Source organism: Pseudomonas sp. Y5-11 (assembly GCF_022368695.1).
GTDB lineage: Bacteria > Pseudomonadota > Gammaproteobacteria > Pseudomonadales > Pseudomonadaceae > Aquipseudomonas > Aquipseudomonas parakoreensis.
This window is the reverse complement of the sequence record NZ_CP058974.1, coordinates 2039962-2057831: the sequence shown is the minus strand read 5'-3', so window position 1 is coordinate 2057831 and position 17870 is coordinate 2039962. Positions and strand designations below refer to the sequence as shown.

The following is a 17870-nucleotide window of genomic DNA, read 5'->3' as shown; positions in this document are numbered from 1 at the left end:
AAAAGAGCAGGGAGAACCACCATGTACCAACTCTTCATCGAAGGCCTGCAACGCCTCGGCCGCGCGCTGATGCTGCCGATCGCGATCCTGCCGATTGCCGGCTTGCTGCTGCGTCTGGGTGACACCGACCTTTTGAACATCGCGATCATTCACGATGCCGGCCAAGTCATTTTTGCCAACCTGGCAATGATCTTCGCCATCGGCATCGCCGTCGGGTTTGCCAAGGACAACAACGGCACCGCGGGTCTGGCCGGAGTGATCGGTTACCTGGTGATGATCTCCACGCTCAAGGTGCTCGACCCGAGCATCAACATGGGCATGCTCGCCGGGATCGTCAGCGGCCTGATGGCCGGGGCGCTGTACAACCGCTTCAAAGACATCAAGCTGCCGGAGTACCTGGCGTTCTTCGGCGGCCGGCGCTTCGTGCCGATCGTCACCGGGTTCGCCGCCGTCGGGCTGGGCGTAGTGTTCGGCTACATCTGGCCGCCGATCCAGCACGGCATCAATGCCTTCGGCGCGCTGATGATGGAAAGCGGCAGCATTGGTGCGTTCGTCTTTGGCGTGTTCAACCGCCTGCTGATCGTCACCGGCCTGCACCACATCCTCAACAACATGGCGTGGTTCGTATTCGGCAACTTCACCGACCCGACCACTGGCGCACTGGTCACCGGCGACCTGTCACGCTACTTCGCCGGCGATCCAAAGGGCGGCCAGTTCATGACCGGCATGTTCCCGATGATGATCTTCGGCCTGCCTGCTGCGTGCCTGGCGATGTACCGCAACGCGCTGCCGGAGCGGCGTAAGGTCATGGGCGGGATCTTCCTGTCGATGGCGCTGACGTCGTTTTTGACCGGGGTGACTGAACCGATTGAATTCGCCTTCATGTTTCTCGCCCCGCTGCTGTATCTGCTGCATGCGCTGCTGACCGGCCTGTCGATGGCGATCACCAATGCGCTGAACATCCACCTCGGTTTCACCTTCTCCGGCGGCTTCATCGACATGGTGCTCGGTTGGGGGCGCTCGACCAATGGCTGGCTGGTGATTCCGGTGGGACTGGCGTATGCCGTGGTGTATTACGCGGTGTTTGATTTCTGTATTCGTCGCTTCAATTTGAAGACGCCGGGGCGTGAGGATGTGGCGTCGGCCGAAAAGTCGGTGCTGACAGAAAACGAACGTGCGGCTGCGTACATCAAAGCCTTGGGCGGTGCCGAGAATCTGGTCACAGTTGGCGCCTGCACGACTCGTCTGCGCCTGGAAATGGTTGATCGCAACAAGGCTTCCGACGCTGATTTGAAAGCTCTGGGTGCGATGGCCGTGGTACGCCCGGGCAAGGGCGGCAGCTTGCAGGTGGTGGTCGGGCCATTGGCCGACAGCATCGCCGACGAAATCCGCCTCGCCATGCCGACGCTGGGGCGTGCGTTGGTGGCTGCGCCTGCGGTGGTAGTCGAGGAATCGAAAGCTGCAATGGTCGCTGCACCGGAAGCCCAACAATGGCTGACGGCGTTGGGCGGTAGCGAGAATGTGCTGCAGCTGGACTGCATCGCACTGACGCGTATTCGTGTGCAACTGGCCGATGGTAAAGCGTTGTCCGAGGCTCAGCTGAAAGAGCTGGGTTGCCAAGGTGTCAGCCCGTTGGAAGGTGGGGTCTGGCATCTGTTGATTGGCGAGAAAGCCGCGAGTTTGAGTGGGGCGATTGAGGCGTTGGTTAATCGGAGTGAGGTCAGCGCCAAGGTTTGACTCGCCGGCGTCTGGGCGGGCCTCTTCGCGAGCAAGCTCGCTCCCACATTGACCTGTGTACGCCGGTCAAATGTGGGAGCGGGCTTGCTCGCGAAGAACGATAACGCGGTGAACCTGAGAGATCAGGTCTGTGGATCGACTCGATCCAGCGCTCGATTTACCGCGAGTTCGGCGAGCATGACGATCTGCTGGATGGCAAGAGCGGTGCTGCGTTGCAGACCGCTGAGTTCGTTGGCGAAGTTGCTGGCCATGGCACTGGCGCAGGCCAACGATTCGTAGGCGTGGGCTAGCAGGGTTTCGGAGTCGACGTTGGGGTTGACCAAGAACATCGTGCTGGGCTGATGCGCCTCAGCGGATTGCGGGGTGAAGTAGAAATCGACAGCGCGCTTGATGGCTTCACGGTCTTTTGTCAGGTCTTCGACGCGGATGGCGTCGGCGGGTGGCGCTGTAGTTTCGTGGGGTGGATCGGGGATTAGCTTGTCCAAAATTCAACTCCTGCTAGGGCGTGTGAGGATGCCATCGTTCGCCGGATCTCACGCGGCAAAGAGGTGGCAGCTATGTGCAGGGTGAGATCCACCGGAGCAGGCAACCGGCCAGACCGAAGTCTGCCCGCACACAGCCGCCATAAAGCAGGCAGCAGATTGAGCTGGCGCCAATTATCGTGGTGTTGGCGCTAGTTGCAAGCATTCCGGGGATCTCACGCCCGGTCGCTGAATTGGCAGCGACAGACGAAGCCTAGAGACCTGGCGTCCGAGGGACAACCTGAAAACCTTGTGGGAAGGTTCTGGTAATTCCACACACTCTTTAACACAAAACATCCCCCTGTAGGAGCTGCCGAAGGCTGCGATCTTTTGATCTGCCCTTTGACTGTAAAAAACCAAAGTCAAAAGATCGCAGCCTTCGGCAGCTCCTACAGAGGGGAGATGCACCAGATAGAAAATGGTCGGCTGTCAGGCCGCCATCGCTGGCAAGCCAGCTCCCACAATGGATTAGGGTATTCATTTGGAGAACGGTTGGCTGGCAGGGCGCCTTCGCGAGCAGGCTCGCTCCCACAGGGAAATTGAGTGACTCCAGTGGGAGATTGGTCGGCTGTCAGGCCGCCATTGCTGGCACGCCAGCTCCCATATTTTTAACTTGTGAACACCGCCATGCGGCGAAGCCGCCCCACTCCAGGATGAGCGCAAGCTCGGCTGTGGCTTTTGATCTTGATCCACGGGCGACATCGGAAGGCTGAGCGGAGGGATTGATCCGGGCGTGGGAGCGCAGCGACCGTTTGGCGAAGCCAAACACAGCTAGAGGAGGTGCAGCGAAGCAAACCGTAGGCGCTGCGCCCGGATCGAGCCCGCAGCGAAGGGACCCCGAGCCCCAGCGAGCGGGCCGAACGCAGGAGCAAGCCTTTTTGGTTACTTTTGAGGCGTTTGTCAAAAGTGACCCGCCGTAAGGGCGGAACCCTAAGAAGCCGTTACCGCAACAATGGATATGTCCCCGATCAGTCAGAACATCATCGCCTGATCCGACGCCTTCGCGAGCAGGCTCGCTCCCACATTGGAACCCCATTGCCAGGAAAATCGCAGGCAACAAAAAACCCGCAGACAATCACTCATCTGCGGGTTTCCCGTTCCAGCGGCAGAAAGATCAGAAATCCTCCAGCCGCCACACCTCATAAGCCGGCGTCTCGTAAGGGTGGCTCAGCTTAAGAGCAGCCACCACCTCACGAATCAACGCATCACAAACCACAAGCTCAACCTTCCATTCCTCGACCCGCTCAACCCGCCCCGCCTCGCCAATGAACGGCTGACTGCCGTGCAAAGGCCGAAACTGACCAGACCCAGGCACCTGCCAAGCACAGTGGTCATAGTCCCCGATCCGCCCACCACCGGCAGCGAATACAGCGTCCTTGACCACCTCGACATGACTGTCGGGAACAAAAAACGCGAGCTTGTACACAGGCCTCAGTTCACCCAGACGCGCGCGTTACGGAACATGCGCATCCAGGGAGCATCCTCGGTCCAGTCTTCCGAACGCCACGAGTTCTGCACCGCGCGGAATACCCGCTCCGGGTGCGGCATCATGATCGTCACACGACCGTCACGGCTGGTAAGGCCGGTGATCCCGCGCGGCGAACCGTTCGGGTTGGCCGGGTAGGCTTCGGTGACCTTGCCGTGGTTGTCGACGAAACGCATCGCCACGCAACCGGACAGATCGGCTTCCAGCAAGGCTTCTTCGCTGGAGAACTCGGCATGCCCTTCACCGTGCGCGATGGCGATCGGCATGCGCGAACCGGCCATGCCCTGCAGGAAGATCGAGTTCGATTCCTGGATCTGCACCATCGCCACGCGCGCTTCGAACTGCTCGGAGCGGTTGCGCACGAAGTGCGGCCAGAACTCGCTGCCCGGGATCAGCTCGTGCAGGTTGGACATCATCTGGCAGCCGTTGCACACGCCGAGGGTGAAGCTGTCGTTACGCTCGAAGAAGCCCTGGAATGCATCGCGGGCACGGCTGTTGAACAGTGCCGACTTGGCCCAGCCTTCACCGGCGCCGAGGACGTCGCCGTAGGAGAAACCACCGCAGGCCACCAGGCCTTTGAACTCGTTCAGGTCAACACGGCCGGCGAGAATATCGCTCATGTGCACGTCGATCGCGTTGAAACCGGCGCGGTCGAATGCGGCGGCCATTTCCACCTGACCGTTGACGCCCTGCTCACGCAGCACGGCAACCTGTGGACGGATGCCTTTCTTGATGTAAGGCGCGGCAATGTCCTGGTTGACGTCGTAGCTCAGCTTGACGCTCAGGCCCGGGTTGTCCTCTTCCAGCAGCGCATCGAACTCTTGCTCGGCGCAGTCGGCGTTGTCGCGCAGGCGCTGGATCTGGTAGCTGGTTTCAGCCCAGGTACGTTGCAGCAGACGACGCTGGCCTTCGAACACGGTGTCACCGTTGAAGGTGATGTTGATCTGGCCATTGTTGATCGGCTGACCGATCACGGAAACGCAGTCACCCAGACCGGCAGCGCTGAATTGGGCGAGGATGTCCGGGGTCGCGTCCTGGCGAACCTGGATCACGGCACCCAGTTCTTCGTTGAACAGGATCGCGGCGATTTCTGCCGAGGATTCAGCAACGCTGTCGAGGTTCAGGCTCAGACCGCAGTGGCCGGCGAAGGCCATTTCCACCACGGAGGTCAGCAGACCACCGTCGGAACGGTCGTGGTACGCCAGCAGGTGACCGTCGGCGTTGAGGCCCTGGATCACCGCGAAGAAGGCTTTCAGGTCTTCGGCGTCATCGACGTCCGGAGCCTGCTTGCCGAGCTTGCCGTGAACCTGAGCGAGGATCGAGGCGCCCATGCGGTTCTGGCCGCGACCGAGGTCGATCAGGATCAGATCGGTGGTGCCCTTGTCCATGCGCAGTTCCGGGGTCAGGGTCTGACGGATGTCAGCCACTGGGGCGAAACCGGTCACGATCAGCGACATCGGCGAGGTCACGGTTTTTTCTTCATCGTTGTCGTTCCAGCGGGTGGCCATGGACATCGAGTCCTTGCCGACCGGAATGGTGATGCCCAGCTCAGGGCACAGTTCCATACCGACCGCTTTCACGGTGTCGTACAGACGCGCGTCTTCGCCCGGGTGGCCGGCAGCGGACATCCAGTTCGCCGACAGTTTGATGTCGGAGAGCTTGTTGATGCGCGAGGCGGCAATGTTGGTCAGGGTTTCGCCGATGGCCATGCGGCCCGACGCCGGAGCGTCCAGCAGCGCCAGCGGAGTACGCTCGCCCATGGCCATCGCTTCACCGGTATAGACGTCGAAACTGGTGGCGGTGACGGCGACGTCGGCCACCGGAACCTGCCATGGGCCGACCATCTGGTCACGGGCCACGAGGCCGGTGATGGTGCGGTCGCCGATGGTGATCAGGAAGCTTTTGCTCGCCACGGCCGGATGGTGCAGGACGCGCTCGATGGAATCGGCGATGTCGAGGTTCGACGGATCGAAATCATCGCCCAACTCGGCTTCGCGAACCACCGAACGGTGCATGCGCGGCGCCTTGCCCAGCAACACTTCCAGCGGCATGTCCACCGGGTTGTTGCCGAAGTGGCTGTCGGTCACAGTCAGTTGCGGCTCGGCAGTGGCTTCACCGACCACCGCAAACGGGCAACGCTCGCGTTCGCAGATCGCCTTGAAGCGCTCGAAGTCAGCCGGGCCGACCGCCAGAACGTAACGTTCCTGGGATTCGTTGGACCAGATTTCGTGCGGGGCCATGCCCGGCTCGTCGTTTGGAATGTTGCGCAGTTCGAAACGGCCACCGCGGTCGCCGTCGTTGACCAGTTCCGGGAAGGCGTTGGACAGACCGCCCGCGCCCACGTCGTGGATGAAGCTGATCGGGTTCTTGTCGCCCAGCTGCCAGCAACGGTCGATGACTTCCTGGCAGCGACGTTCCATTTCAGGGTTTTCACGCTGAACCGAAGCGAAGTCCAGATCCGCCGAGCTGGTGCCGGTGGCCATCGAGGACGCGGCGCCGCCGCCCAGACCGATCAGCATCGCCGGGCCGCCGAGCACGATCAGCTTGGAGCCGACGACGATCTCGCCTTTCTTGACGTGCTCTTCACGGATGTTGCCCATGCCGCCAGCCAACATGATCGGCTTGTGGTAACCGCGAACTTCGTCACCGTGCGGGGTGCTGATCGACTGTTCGAAGGTACGGAAGTAGCCGGTCAGGGCCGGACGGCCGAATTCGTTGTTGAACGCGGCGCCGCCCAGCGGGCCTTCGATCATGATGTCCAGCGCATTGACGATACGCTCAGGCTTGCCGTACGGCACTTCCCACGGCTGTTCGAAGCCCGGGATCTGCAGGTTGGACACGGTGAAACCGGTCAGGCCGGCCTTTGGCTTGGCGCCACGACCGGTTGCGCCTTCGTCGCGGATCTCGCCACCGGAACCGGTGGACGCGCCCGGGAACGGGGCGATCGCGGTCGGGTGGTTGTGGGTCTCGACCTTCATCAGGATGTGCACCGGCTCCTGCACCGCGCCGTACTGGCGGGTTTCCGGATCCGGGAAGAAGCGGCCGGCGACGTTACCGACGATCACCGAAGCGTTGTCCTTATAAGCGGACAGCACGCCTTCGTTGTGCATCTGATAGGTATTCTTGATCATGCCGAACAGGCTTTTTTCCTGGCTCTCGCCGTCAATATCCCAACTGGCGTTGAAGATCTTGTGGCGGCAGTGCTCGGAGTTGGCCTGGGCGAACATCATCAGTTCGATGTCGTGCGGGTTGCGCTTGAGACCGTTGAAGGCGTTGACCAGATAGTCGATTTCGTCTTCGGCCAGGGCCAGGCCCAGCTCGGTGTTGGCTTTTTCCAGCGCGGCGCGGCCGCCACCAAGGATGTCGATGGCGGTCAGCGGCTTCGGTTCGGCGTGGCTGAACAGACCGGCGGCCTGTTCCAGATTGCCCAGGACGATCTGGGTCATGCGGTCATGCAGCACGTCGGCGATTTGCTGGGCTTCGGTGTCGCTGAACTGGCCGGCCACGTAGAACGCGATGCCGCGCTCCAGACGCTGGATCTTGCTCAGGCCGCAGTTGCGGGCGATGTCGCTGGCCTTGCTCGACCATGGCGAGATGGTGCCGAAACGCGGCAACACCAGGAACAGACGGCCGGTCGGCTCTTGTACCGGAACGCTTGGGCCGTACTTCAGAAGGCGCGCAAGCACCTGCTGTTCGTCGCCGGTCAGGACGCCGGTGACTTCGGCGAAGTGAGCGAATTCAGCATACAGGCCATTGACAGCTGGAACCTTCTGGCTCAGTTGCTCAAGGAGTTTGCTGTGGCGAAAGGCAGAAAGGGCAGGAGCGCCGCGCAGGATCAACATCTTCGGGACAGCCTCGGGAAGGGGTGTGCTTTGAGGCCGTGCATTCTAGCCTAAACCGCCCTCAACATCACCCGAAACGCTACGCACGGTTGCACTCGGATATCAATCTGTGTTTCTGCCTTTGAAGTCAAATTTCGAGCGTGTGCGGGCCACGCTTATTTTTTCTGTCACAAAATGCCGTTCAGCCCCATTCCTGCGGGGTTTCGTGCGGTTTTGTGATCTCTAGCAGACAAGCCCCTCACTGTCGAGATATGGCGCCCGCAGCCGTTTGCGTATACTGCGCACATGTTTTTCCCAACGGCTTTGCGTCCGCGGTACGCCAAATGGCTGATCGCAACCGGACTCTTCCTGATGCTCGGCGGCTGTGTTGATAAACCCAACACACTCGAGCGCGTAAAGGAGGATGGTGTGCTGCGGGTGATTACCCGTAACAGCCCCGCCACCTACTTTCAGGATCGCAGCGGTGAAACCGGCTTCGAATACGAGCTGGTGAAGCGCTTCGCCGACGATTTGGGGGTCGAACTGAAGATCGAGACCGCCGACAACCTCGACGACCTGTTCAACCAGATCGGCAAGCCGAACGGCCCGGTACTGGCGGCGGCGGGCCTGGTCAGCAGCGAGGAGCGCAAGAAGCAGGTGCGGTTCTCCCACTCCTACCTCGAAGTCACCCCGCAGATCATCTATCGCAACGGCCAGTCGCGGCCTACCGACCCGGGCGATCTGGTCGGCAAGAAGATCATGGTGCTCAAGGGCAGCACCCACGCCGAACAGCTGGCGGAGCTGAAAAAGAAATTCCCCGGCATCGAATACGAAGAATCCGACGCCGTGGAAGTGGTCGACCTGTTGCGCATGGTCGATGAAGGCCAGATCGACCTGACGCTGGTTGATTCCAACGAAGTGGCAATGAACCAGGTGTACTTCACCAACATCCGTGTGGCCTTCGACCTCGGGGATGCGCGCAGCCAGAGCTGGGCGGTGGCCGCCGGCGAAGACAACAGCCTGCTCAACGAGATCAACGCCTACCTCGACAAGGTGCAGAAGAATGGCACCCTGCAGCGCCTGAAAGACCGTTACTACGGCCACGTCGATGTCCTCGGCTACATGGGCGCCACCACCTTCGCCCAGCACCTGCAGCAGCGCCTGCCCAAATACGAACAGCACTTCAAGGCCTACGCCAAGAAAGAGAAAATCGACTGGCGCCTGCTCGCGGCCATCGGTTATCAGGAATCGCTGTGGCAACCGGCGGTCACTTCGAAAACCGGCGTGCGCGGTTTGATGATGCTGACCCAGAACACCGCTCAGGCGATGGGCGTGTCGAACCGGCTCGATCCCAAGCAAAGCATCATGGGCGGCGCCAAGTACCTGGCCTACATGAAGGATCAGCTCGACGAGTCGATTCAGGAACCGGACCGTACCTGGTTTGCGCTGGCGGCGTACAACGTCGGCAGCGGCCACCTCGATGACGCGCGCAAACTGGCATCCCGCGAAGGCCTGAACCCGGACAAGTGGCTGGACGTGAAGAAGATGCTGCCGCGCCTGTCGCAGAAGCAGTGGTACAGCAAGACCCGCTACGGCTATGCCCGGGGCGGCGAGCCGGTGCATTTCGTGGCGAACATCCGTCGCTACTACGACATCCTGACCTGGGTGACCCAGCCGCAGCTTGAGGGCGATCAGGTGGCCGAAGGCAATCTGCATGTGCCGGGGATCGACAAGTCAAAACCGGCTCAAGAGCCTGCCCCGCTCTAAAAGCAAAAGATCGCAGCCTTCGGCAGCTCCTACAGGGTTTTGCGTACATCTGTAGGAGCTGCCGAAGGCTGCGATCTTTTGATCTTCAGCCTTTGAGCGCAGCTGCCAGAATCAGCGCCTTCATCTCGGACACTGCCGACTTGAACCCGACGAACAACGCATGCGCCACCAGCGCATGACCGATGTTCAGTTCGTTAATGCCCTTGATCGCTGCCACTGCTTCGACGTTGTGATAATGCAGGCCATGTCCGGCATTGACGATCAGGCCCTGCGCCAGACCAAACGCTACGCCGTCGGCCACACGCTTCAGCTCTTCAGCAACTTCGGTCGGGGTTTCGGCATCGGCGTAACGCCCGGTGTGCAGCTCGATGGCCGGTGCACCAACGCGCTTCGACGCAGCGATCTGGCGCTCGTCGGCATCGATAAACAGCGACACTTCGCTGCCGATCTTCGATAGACGCTCGACCGCTGCCTTGATCCGCTCTTCCTGCCCCGCTACATCCAGACCGCCTTCAGTGGTCAGTTCCTGACGGGTCTCCGGGACCAGGCAGATGTGCGCCGGACGGATGCGCTCGGCGAACGCCATCATTTCTTCGGTGACGCCCATTTCGAAGTTCATGCGGGTCTGCAGCACATCCTTGAGCAGCAACACGTCGCGCTCCTGAATGTGCCGGCGGTCTTCACGCAAGTGCACGGTGATGCCGTCGGCGCCCGCCTCTTCCGCGTCCAGCGCTGCCTTGACCGGATCCGGGTAGCGTGTGCCACGGGCCTGACGCAGGGTGGCGACGTGGTCGATGTTCACGCCAAGAAGAATGCGATTGCTGGTGGTCACGGATGCGCTCCTGAAGGGAAAGATTCGGCGCACAGCATATCAGGGCTTGCGAAATAGCTCGCGGCTGACGAGGGGCCGACCGCCCAAATGAACGGCCAGTGCCTGACGCATCAGACGCTTGGCCGCCGACAGTGCACCGGGCGCGGTCCAGTCGGCTTCAGCCATGGCCAGTAACTCGACGCCGTTGAACAGACCCGGCTGCAACAGGAAGACGCGCTCTAGCCCGGCATCCACTTGCAGGCGATAGAGGCCGTCCGCAGCCACTGGCTCGCCGTGGATGTCAGTGCTCATCGAGAAGCCGTAACCGAGATCGTCCAGCAGGCGCCATTCGAACGAGCGCAACAACGGCTCCAGCGGGCGGCCTTCGGCCAGGGCCAGCAGGGTTGCAGCGTAGTGATCGAACACCGCCGGGTGCGGATCTTCGGCGGGCAGCAGGCGGATCAGCAGCTCATTGAGATAGAGGCCGCTGAACAGCGCATCACCGACCATCCAGGTCGCGTTGCCGGCACTTTCCATGCGCCCGACATTCTTCAACTCACCCTTGCCACGAAACTCGACTTCCAGCGGCACGAACGGTCGCGCCAATGTCCCGGCCTTGCCCCGCGCACTGCGCAACACCGCCCGCAGCCGACCTTGCGGCGTAAGGAAGTCGACCAGCGCGCTGGTTTCGCGGTAGGCGCGCGAATGCAGGACGTAGGCGGGTTGGGCGGGAGGTGGGTTTGAAGACATGGAACTCTCATGGATAAAACGCGGTTTTATATTCACCCAAAAACCACTGTGGGAGCGAGCTTGCTCGCGAATGCAGGGTGTCAGTCAACAAATATGTCGTCTGGCACTACGCCTTCGCGAGCAAGCTCGCTCCCACAGGTTTTTTCGGTGTTGCGACAACCGCGTACTTACAGGTCGCCGTAACCCAGCGAACGCAGAGCACGCTCGTCGTCGGACCAGCCGCCCTTCACCTTCACCCACAGGTTGAGCATGATCTTGGCGTCGAACAGCAACTCCATGTCCTTGCGCGCTTCGGTGCCGATACGTTTGATGCGCTCGCCCTTGTCACCAATGATGATCTTCTTCTGGCCGTCACGCTCAACGAGGATCAGCGCATGGATGTGCAGGGTCTTGCCTTGCTGCTTGAATTCTTCGATCTCGACGGTGATCTGGTAAGGCAGTTCGGCGCCCATCTGACGCATGATCTTCTCGCGCACCAGTTCGGCAGCGAGGAAGCGGCTGCTGCGATCGGTGATCTGGTCTTCCGGGAAGAAATGATCGTTCTCCGGCAAGTGATCGGCGATGACCTTTTCCAGCGCGTCGAGGTTGTGCCCTTGCTGCGCGGAAATCGGGATGATCTGTGCGTTCGGCAGCTGTTCCTGCAACCACGACAGGTGTGGCATCAGCTCGGCCTTGTCTTCGATGCGGTCGGTCTTGTTCAGCGCGACGATCAGCGGACCGGTCACGTACTGTACGCGCTCCAGCACCATCTGGTCTTCTTCGGTCCACTTGGTGCGATCGACCACGAAGATCACCACGTCGACGTCTTTCAACGCCGCCGAGGCGGTTTTGTTCATGTAGCGGTTCAGGGCCTTTTCGCCACCCTTGTGCATGCCGGGGGTGTCGACGTAGATCGCCTGGACGTCACCTTCGGTCTTGATCCCGAGCATGTTGTGACGGGTGGTCTGCGGCTTGCGCGAGGTGATCGCGAGCTTCTGGCCGAGGATGTGGTTGAGCAACGTCGACTTGCCGACGTTGGGACGGCCGACGATGGCAACGTAGCCACAGCGAGTTGCGTTTGTATCAGTCATTGCCATTCTCCACGCCCAGGGCAATCAGTGCTGCGGCGGCCGCTACCTGTTCGGCAATACGACGGCTCACACCCTGACCTCGGCTTTTTTCATTCAATAAGACCACTTCGCACTCGACGAAGAAGGTACGGCAGTGCGGCTCACCCTGGATGTCCACCACTTCATAGCGCGGCAGTTCACAACCGCGCGATTGCAGGTGTTCCTGCAGACGGGTCTTCGGATCCTTGTTGGTGTCGACCAGCGTCAGGCCTTCGAACTCACCGGCCAGCCAGGCCAGCACGCGCTCACGAGCGACGTCCATGCCAGCATCCAGGTAGATCGCGCCGATCAGCGCTTCGAGGGCGTCGGCCAGAATTGATTCGCGACGGAAACCACCGCTTTTCAGTTCGCCCGAACCCAGACGCAGGTAGTCACCCAGATCGAAACCACGGGCCAGCACGGCCAGTGTCTCACCCTTCACCAGGCGTGCGCGCAAACGCGACAACTGGCCTTCGCGAGCCAGCGGGAAGCGATCGAACAGCGCCTCGCCGGCGACGAAGTTGAGGATGGCATCGCCAAGGAATTCCAGGCGTTCGTTGTTACGCCCGGCAAAGCTGCGGTGCGTGAGGGCCAGCAGCATCAGCTCCTGATCCTTGAAGGTGTAACCGAGCTGGCGCTCGAGACGGCTTAGAGAAACGCTCACGGTTTACCCACGCTGAGTTCGTGGCTGGATTCCACTGCCATCGCCGGGGTACGGCGCAGGCCTGGGACAATTAACGCTGTGTTCAAAAATGACGTCCTGAATATCGTGGCTTCATGCCCTGGCGCCAATTTGTGTCGACGCCAGAAATGCATTCGGCGCTGTGGTCAACAGCGCCGTGATTGATTACTTGATCAGGCCAACCCGCGAGAAATTCGGCAGGTGGCTGAGTTTCGGTTCCGGCCAGCTCATCCAGACAGCGAAGGCTTTGCCGACGATATTCTGGTCGGGAACCATGCCCAGCAGATCCTTGGGAATGTTCGGGTCATCCCAGTAGCGACTGTCGTTGGAGTTGTCGCGGTTGTCGCCCATCATGAAGTAGTGCCCGGCCGGCACGGTCCAGGTATGGTCCGGCGTCGCGCGGTAGCGGCTCATTTCCTTGCGGATCAGGTGCTCGGCGGCGCCGAGTTTTTCCTTGTAGAGTTCCGCGCTGCCCAGCGTGCCCGGCTCGGAGCCGACCAGTTGCTCGGCAATCGATTCGCCGTTGACGAACAGACGCTTGTCGGCGGTGTAACGCACCGTGTCGCCCGGTACGCCGACTACACGCTTGATGTAGTTGACGTTCGGATCGCTCGGGTAGCGGAATACCATCACATCGCCGCGCTGTGGATCACCGACTTCGATGATTTTCTTGTCGATCACCGGCAGGCGGATCCCGTAAGAAAACTTGTTCACCAGAATGAAGTCGCCGACGTCCAGCGTCGGTTTCATCGAGCCGGACGGAATCTGGAACGGTTCCACCAGGAACGAACGCAGCACCAGCACGATGAACAGCACCGGAAAGAACGACTTGCCGTATTCAACCAGCAACGGCTCTTTGTTCAGCTTCTCGACCACCACGGGCTCCGGCTGGCTGACACTGCCTTGATAAGAGGCAATCGCAGCACGCCGACGCGGCGCCAGGAACAGCAGATCGAGCAACGCCAACAGGCCGCAGACGAACACGGCGATGACCAGCAACAGCGGGAAATTTAGTGACATAGGACCTGACTATTCCAACCTGAGCACGGCGAGGAAGGCTTCTTGTGGAATTTCCACGTTGCCGACCTGCTTCATGCGTTTTTTACCGGCCTTTTGCTTTTCAAGCAGCTTTTTCTTACGGCTTACGTCACCGCCGTAGCATTTGGCCAATACGTTCTTTCTGAGTGCCTTGACGGTGGTCCGGGCGACGATCTGACCGCCAATGGCAGCCTGAATCGCCACGTCGAACATCTGACGAGGAATCAGTTCTTTCATCTTCTCGGTCAACTGGCGACCTTTGAAGTGCGAATTGTCACGGTGCACGATCAACGCGAGGGCGTCGACCTTGTCACCGTTGATCAGCACGTCCAGTTTCACCAGATTAGCCGATTGGTAACGATCGAAATGGTAATCCAGCGAAGCATAGCCGCGGCTGGTGGATTTGAGACGGTCGAAGAAGTCCAGGACCACTTCGTTCATCGGCAGGTCGTAGGTCACTTGGACCTGATTGCCGAGGAACAGCATGTCGACCTGTACGCCGCGTTTCTCGATGCACAGGGTGATGACGTTGCCCAGGTGTTCCTGCGGAACCAGGATGTTGGCGCGCACGATTGGTTCGCGCATGTCTTCGATGGCCGAGACATCCGGAAGCTTGGACGGGTTGTCGACGTAAATCGTTTCACCGGTTTTCAACACCAGCTCGAAAATTACCGTTGGCGCGGTGGTGATCAGGTCCAGGTCGTATTCGCGCTCCAGGCGCTCCTGGATGATCTCCATGTGCAGCATGCCGAGGAACCCGCAACGGAAGCCGAAGCCCAGGGCGTCGGAGCTTTCCGGGGTGTACTGCAGCGAGGAGTCGTTCAGGGTCAGTTTCTGCAGCGCTTCGCGGAAGTCCTCGAAGTCGTCGGAACTGACCGGGAACAGACCGGCGTAAACCTGTGGCTGGATGCGTTTGAAGCCGGGCAGCACTTCAACGTCCGGGGTCGAACTCAGGGTCAGGGTGTCACCGACCGGTGCACCGTGAATGTCCTTGATGCTGGCGATGATGAAGCCCACTTCGCCGGCCTTGAGGTCGGCAGTGGCAGTGTGTTTCGGGTTGAACACACCGACGCTGTCCACCAGATGGATCTTGCCGGTGGATTTCACCAGGATCTTGTCGCCTTTCTTCACGCGGCCATGACGCACGCGCACCAGGGAGACTACGCCCAGGTAGTTGTCGAACCAGGAGTCGATGATCAACGCTTGCAGCGGATCTTCGATGTTGCCGGTCGGCGCAGGAATGGTCGCGACCAGACGCTCGAGCACTTCGTCGACACCCAGGCCGGTCTTGGCACTGCAGGTAACGGCGTCGGTGGCGTCGATGCCGATGATCTTCTCGATCTCGTCCTTGACGCGGTCCGGCTCGGCCTGTGGCAGGTCGATCTTGTTCAGCACCGGCATGACCTCGAGGCCTTGCTCGATGGCGGTGTAGCAGTTGGCCACGGACTGGGCTTCAACACCCTGACCGGCATCGACCACCAGCAACGCACCTTCACACGCAGCCAGAGAACGGCTGACTTCGTAGGTGAAGTCGACGTGACCCGGGGTGTCAATGAAGTTCAGCTGGTAGGTGACGCCGTCTTTGGCTTTGTAATAGAGGGTAACGCTGTGGGCCTTGATGGTGATCCCGCGTTCGCGCTCCAGATCCATGGAATCCAGTACCTGGGCTTCCATTTCACGCTCGGCCAGGCCACCGCACATCTGGATGAAACGGTCAGCCAGCGTCGACTTGCCATGGTCAATGTGGGCGATGATGGAGAAATTGCGGATATGACTCAAATCACTCACGGATCAACACTCAAAAAGGCTGCAGGCTTGGCCCGCCGAAAAATAGCCGGGAATTGTACCTGATACACGGCGCAAGCGTCACGTTCGCCTGTCACCCGGATTGCATACGAAAACGCCCCGATCTGTCGATCGAGGCGTTTTCGCGGTTAAAGCATTGGCAACAACGCGGTCATCAACCGGCGCGTCGCAGCAGCCAGACACCCGCCAGCGCACAGACCGTGGCCGGTACCAGCACCGCGAACAGCGGCGAGAAGCCAAACACCAGGCTCGACGGGCCGAGCAGATCCTGGACGATGCGGAAGGTGAAGCCTACCAGCACACCAGTGAACACCCGCTGACCGAGGGTCACCGAGCGCAACGGGCCGAAGATGAAGGAAATCGCCATCAGCACCAGCGCAGCGGTGACCAGCGGCTGCAACACCTTGACCCAAAATGCCAGCCAGTAACGACCGTTGCTCAGGCCTTGATCCGCCAGATAGTGGATATAGCCCCACAGACCGGAAATCGACAGCGACTCAGGCGCCATCACCACCGTGTTGAGCAATTGCGGGCTCAGCGACACGTCCCACTCCTCGCTCGGCGCATTCACCACTTCGGTGCTGCGCTCGTGGAACACCGTGGTGGTCACGTCAGTGAGCAGCCAGCGCTTGCCGTCGAACTCCGCACGCTTGGCGAAGCTGGAGCTGAGCAGGTGGCGCTCTTTGTCGAAGTGATAGCGGGTCACGCCATACAGCAGGCCGTCAGGTTGCACGGCGTTGATATGGATGAACTCCTCGCCCTGACGGTGCCACATACCGTGTTTGGCGCTCTGCGCATCGCCGCTGCCTTGCGCCAGCGAGCGATTGGCCTGCGCCATGCTTTCGGTGGCCGGGGCCACGTATTCACCGATCAGCACACCGGCCAGCATCAACACCAGCATGGGCTTCATGACCGCCCAGACAATGCGCCCGATGGACACACCCGCAGCGCGCATGACCGTCAGCTCGCTGCTGCTGGCCAGACTGCCGAGGCCGATCAGACAGCCGATCAGCGCGGCCATCGGCAGCATTTCATACAGACGGCGCGGCGCGGTGAGCAGGACGAAGCTCAGCACATCGGTCAGGGTGTAGGTATCGCTGACGTCGCTCATCTCGTCGATGAAGGCAAACAGGGTCGCCAGACCCAGAATGATCGCCAGCACCGCGATGATCGCCACGAATACGCTGCTGCCGATGTAGCGGTCGAGTTTAACCACGGGCCACCTCCAGCGCAGCGCTGCGACGACTGGCCAGCTTCAGGCGCAACGGTTCCCAGTACAACAGGCCGAGACCGATGAACAGGAAGATCCCGTGCACCCACCACAGGCCAAGGGCCGGTGGAATCTTGCCTTTTTCGAGGGCGCCGCGGGCGGCAATCAGGATGGTCAGGTAAGCCATATAAAGAAGAATCGCCGGCAGCAGCTTCAGGAAACGGCCCTGACGCGGATTGACCCGCGACAGCGGCACCGCCATCAGGGTCACGATGAATACCAGCAACGGCAGCGAAATCCGCCATTGCAGTTCGGCCCTGGATCGCTCGTCGTCGGCGCTCAGCAGGGTCGAAGTCGGGATCGCATCACGGTCGGTAACTTCGTCGCTGGCATCGGGCTTGGGCAGCAATACGCCGTAGGTGTCGTATTTGATCGCGCGGTAATCGGCCTGACCCGGGCTGCCGTCATAGCGATAGCCGTTGTGCAGGATCAGGTAGCGGTTGCCGTCCGAGTGGACTTCCTGCCGCCCCTTCTCGGCCACCAGTACGGAAATCCCGCGGTCTTTCTGATCCGAGCCGAGGTTCTTCTGCGAGATGAACACGCCGCCGAGGTTGACGCGATCGTCGGTCAGGCTTTCGGTGTAGGTCACCCGGGTACCGTCACGCAACGCCTGGAAACGGCCGGGTTCGAGGGTATCGAACTCGGTCAGCGCGTCCTGCTTGTTCAGCAGCAGTTGAAACTGATTGGCGCCCTGCGGGGCCAGGCTCAGGCTCAGCCACGCGACGGCCAGTGCCACCAGCGTTGCCGGGAACAGGGTCATGCGCAGCAGACGCTGCTGACTCATGCCGGTGGCCGAGAGCACGGTCATTTCGCTTTCGAGGTACAACCGGCCGTAAGCCAGCAGGATCCCGAGAAACAGGCCCAACGGCAGGATCAGCTGCATGAAACCCGGCAGACGGTAACCCATGATCAGGAACAGCGATCCCGGATCGAGTTGGCCCGCAGCGGCCTGGGCAAGGTATTTGATGAAGCGACCGCTCATGATGATGACCAGCAGCACGGCGCTGACGGCGCTCAGGGTCAACATCACTTCACGGGACAGATAACGGAAGACGATCAAACCAGACACTCCAGGGTTGTCAGGCTAAGGCGG

General features: G+C 60.7%; 13 protein-coding genes. 2 read left to right on the top strand and 11 right to left on the bottom strand.

The genetic code is table 11. The features are described 5' to 3' along the window. The first annotated feature begins 21 nt into the window (after positions 1 to 21). Complete coding sequence (nagE, locus tag HXW87_RS09025) at positions 22 to 1737, top strand: N-acetylglucosamine-specific PTS transporter subunit IIBC (protein WP_239778787.1); 1716 nt, start codon at positions 22 to 24, stop codon at positions 1735 to 1737. A gap of 122 nt (positions 1738 to 1859) precedes the next feature. Here nagE and HXW87_RS09020 read toward each other — a convergent pair whose 3' ends face one another. The 3 genes from HXW87_RS09020 to purL all read right to left on the bottom strand — a co-directional run bounded on the left by HXW87_RS09020 (position 1860) and on the right by purL (position 7586). Further along, positions 1860 to 2222, bottom strand: a complete 363-nt coding sequence (locus HXW87_RS09020) for a DUF6124 family protein (protein ID WP_047292716.1) — start codon at positions 2220 to 2222, stop codon at positions 1860 to 1862. 1150 nt (positions 2223 to 3372) lie between these two features. After that, positions 3373 to 3684, bottom strand: a complete 312-nt coding sequence (locus HXW87_RS09015) for a YqfO family protein (protein WP_131671492.1) — start codon at positions 3682 to 3684, stop codon at positions 3373 to 3375. Positions 3685 to 3689: 5 nt separating this feature from the next. Beyond that, positions 3690 to 7586: a phosphoribosylformylglycinamidine synthase gene (purL, locus tag HXW87_RS09010; protein ID WP_239778786.1), complete on the bottom strand. Its 3897-nt coding sequence runs from the start codon at positions 7584 to 7586 to the stop codon at positions 3690 to 3692. A 285-nt stretch (positions 7587 to 7871) separates the two neighbouring features. Here purL and mltF point away from each other — a divergent pair, with 285 nt between their 5' ends. Next, positions 7872 to 9332 carry a membrane-bound lytic murein transglycosylase MltF gene (gene mltF / locus HXW87_RS09005; RefSeq protein WP_080963251.1) on the top strand — a complete coding sequence of 487 codons (1461 nt, stop codon included), beginning with the start codon at positions 7872 to 7874 and terminating at the stop codon, positions 9330 to 9332. 85 nt (positions 9333 to 9417) lie between these two features. Here the strand turns inward: mltF and pdxJ are convergent, their stop codons facing one another. The 8 genes from pdxJ to lptF form a co-directional block, all read right to left on the bottom strand. After that, positions 9418 to 10164 (bottom strand): pyridoxine 5'-phosphate synthase, encoded by a 747-nt coding sequence (gene pdxJ / locus HXW87_RS09000; RefSeq protein WP_047292711.1) that lies wholly within the window; start codon positions 10162 to 10164, stop codon positions 9418 to 9420. A 39-nt stretch (positions 10165 to 10203) separates the two neighbouring features. Next, positions 10204 to 10893: a DNA repair protein RecO gene (gene recO, locus HXW87_RS08995; protein ID WP_239778785.1), complete on the bottom strand. Its 690-nt coding sequence runs from the start codon at positions 10891 to 10893 to the stop codon at positions 10204 to 10206. A gap of 167 nt (positions 10894 to 11060) precedes the next feature. Then, positions 11061 to 11963 carry a GTPase Era gene (gene era, locus HXW87_RS08990; RefSeq protein WP_041064729.1) on the bottom strand — a complete coding sequence of 301 codons (903 nt, stop codon included), beginning with the start codon at positions 11961 to 11963 and terminating at the stop codon, positions 11061 to 11063. Then, positions 11956 to 12645: a ribonuclease III gene (gene rnc / locus HXW87_RS08985; RefSeq protein WP_024011703.1), complete on the bottom strand. Its 690-nt coding sequence runs from the start codon at positions 12643 to 12645 to the stop codon at positions 11956 to 11958. Before rnc ends, era begins: the two co-directional genes overlap by 8 nt. A 183-nt stretch (positions 12646 to 12828) precedes the next feature. Next, positions 12829 to 13683 carry a signal peptidase I gene (gene lepB, locus HXW87_RS08980; protein WP_041064734.1) on the bottom strand — a complete coding sequence of 285 codons (855 nt, stop codon included), beginning with the start codon at positions 13681 to 13683 and terminating at the stop codon, positions 12829 to 12831. A 9-nt stretch (positions 13684 to 13692) separates the two neighbouring features. Continuing rightward, positions 13693 to 15489 (bottom strand): translation elongation factor 4, encoded by a 1797-nt coding sequence (gene lepA / locus HXW87_RS08975; protein ID WP_041064736.1) that lies wholly within the window; start codon positions 15487 to 15489, stop codon positions 13693 to 13695. 172 nt (positions 15490 to 15661) lie between these two features. After that, positions 15662 to 16723 carry an LPS export ABC transporter permease LptG gene (gene lptG, locus HXW87_RS08970; RefSeq protein WP_047292709.1) on the bottom strand — a complete coding sequence of 354 codons (1062 nt, stop codon included), beginning with the start codon at positions 16721 to 16723 and terminating at the stop codon, positions 15662 to 15664. Further along, positions 16716 to 17837, bottom strand: coding sequence for an LPS export ABC transporter permease LptF (gene lptF / locus HXW87_RS08965; protein WP_047292707.1), 1122 nt, complete (start codon positions 17835 to 17837; stop codon positions 16716 to 16718). The genes lptG and lptF overlap by 8 nt, the downstream gene beginning before the upstream one ends. Between the last annotated feature and the right edge of the window lie 33 nt (positions 17838 to 17870).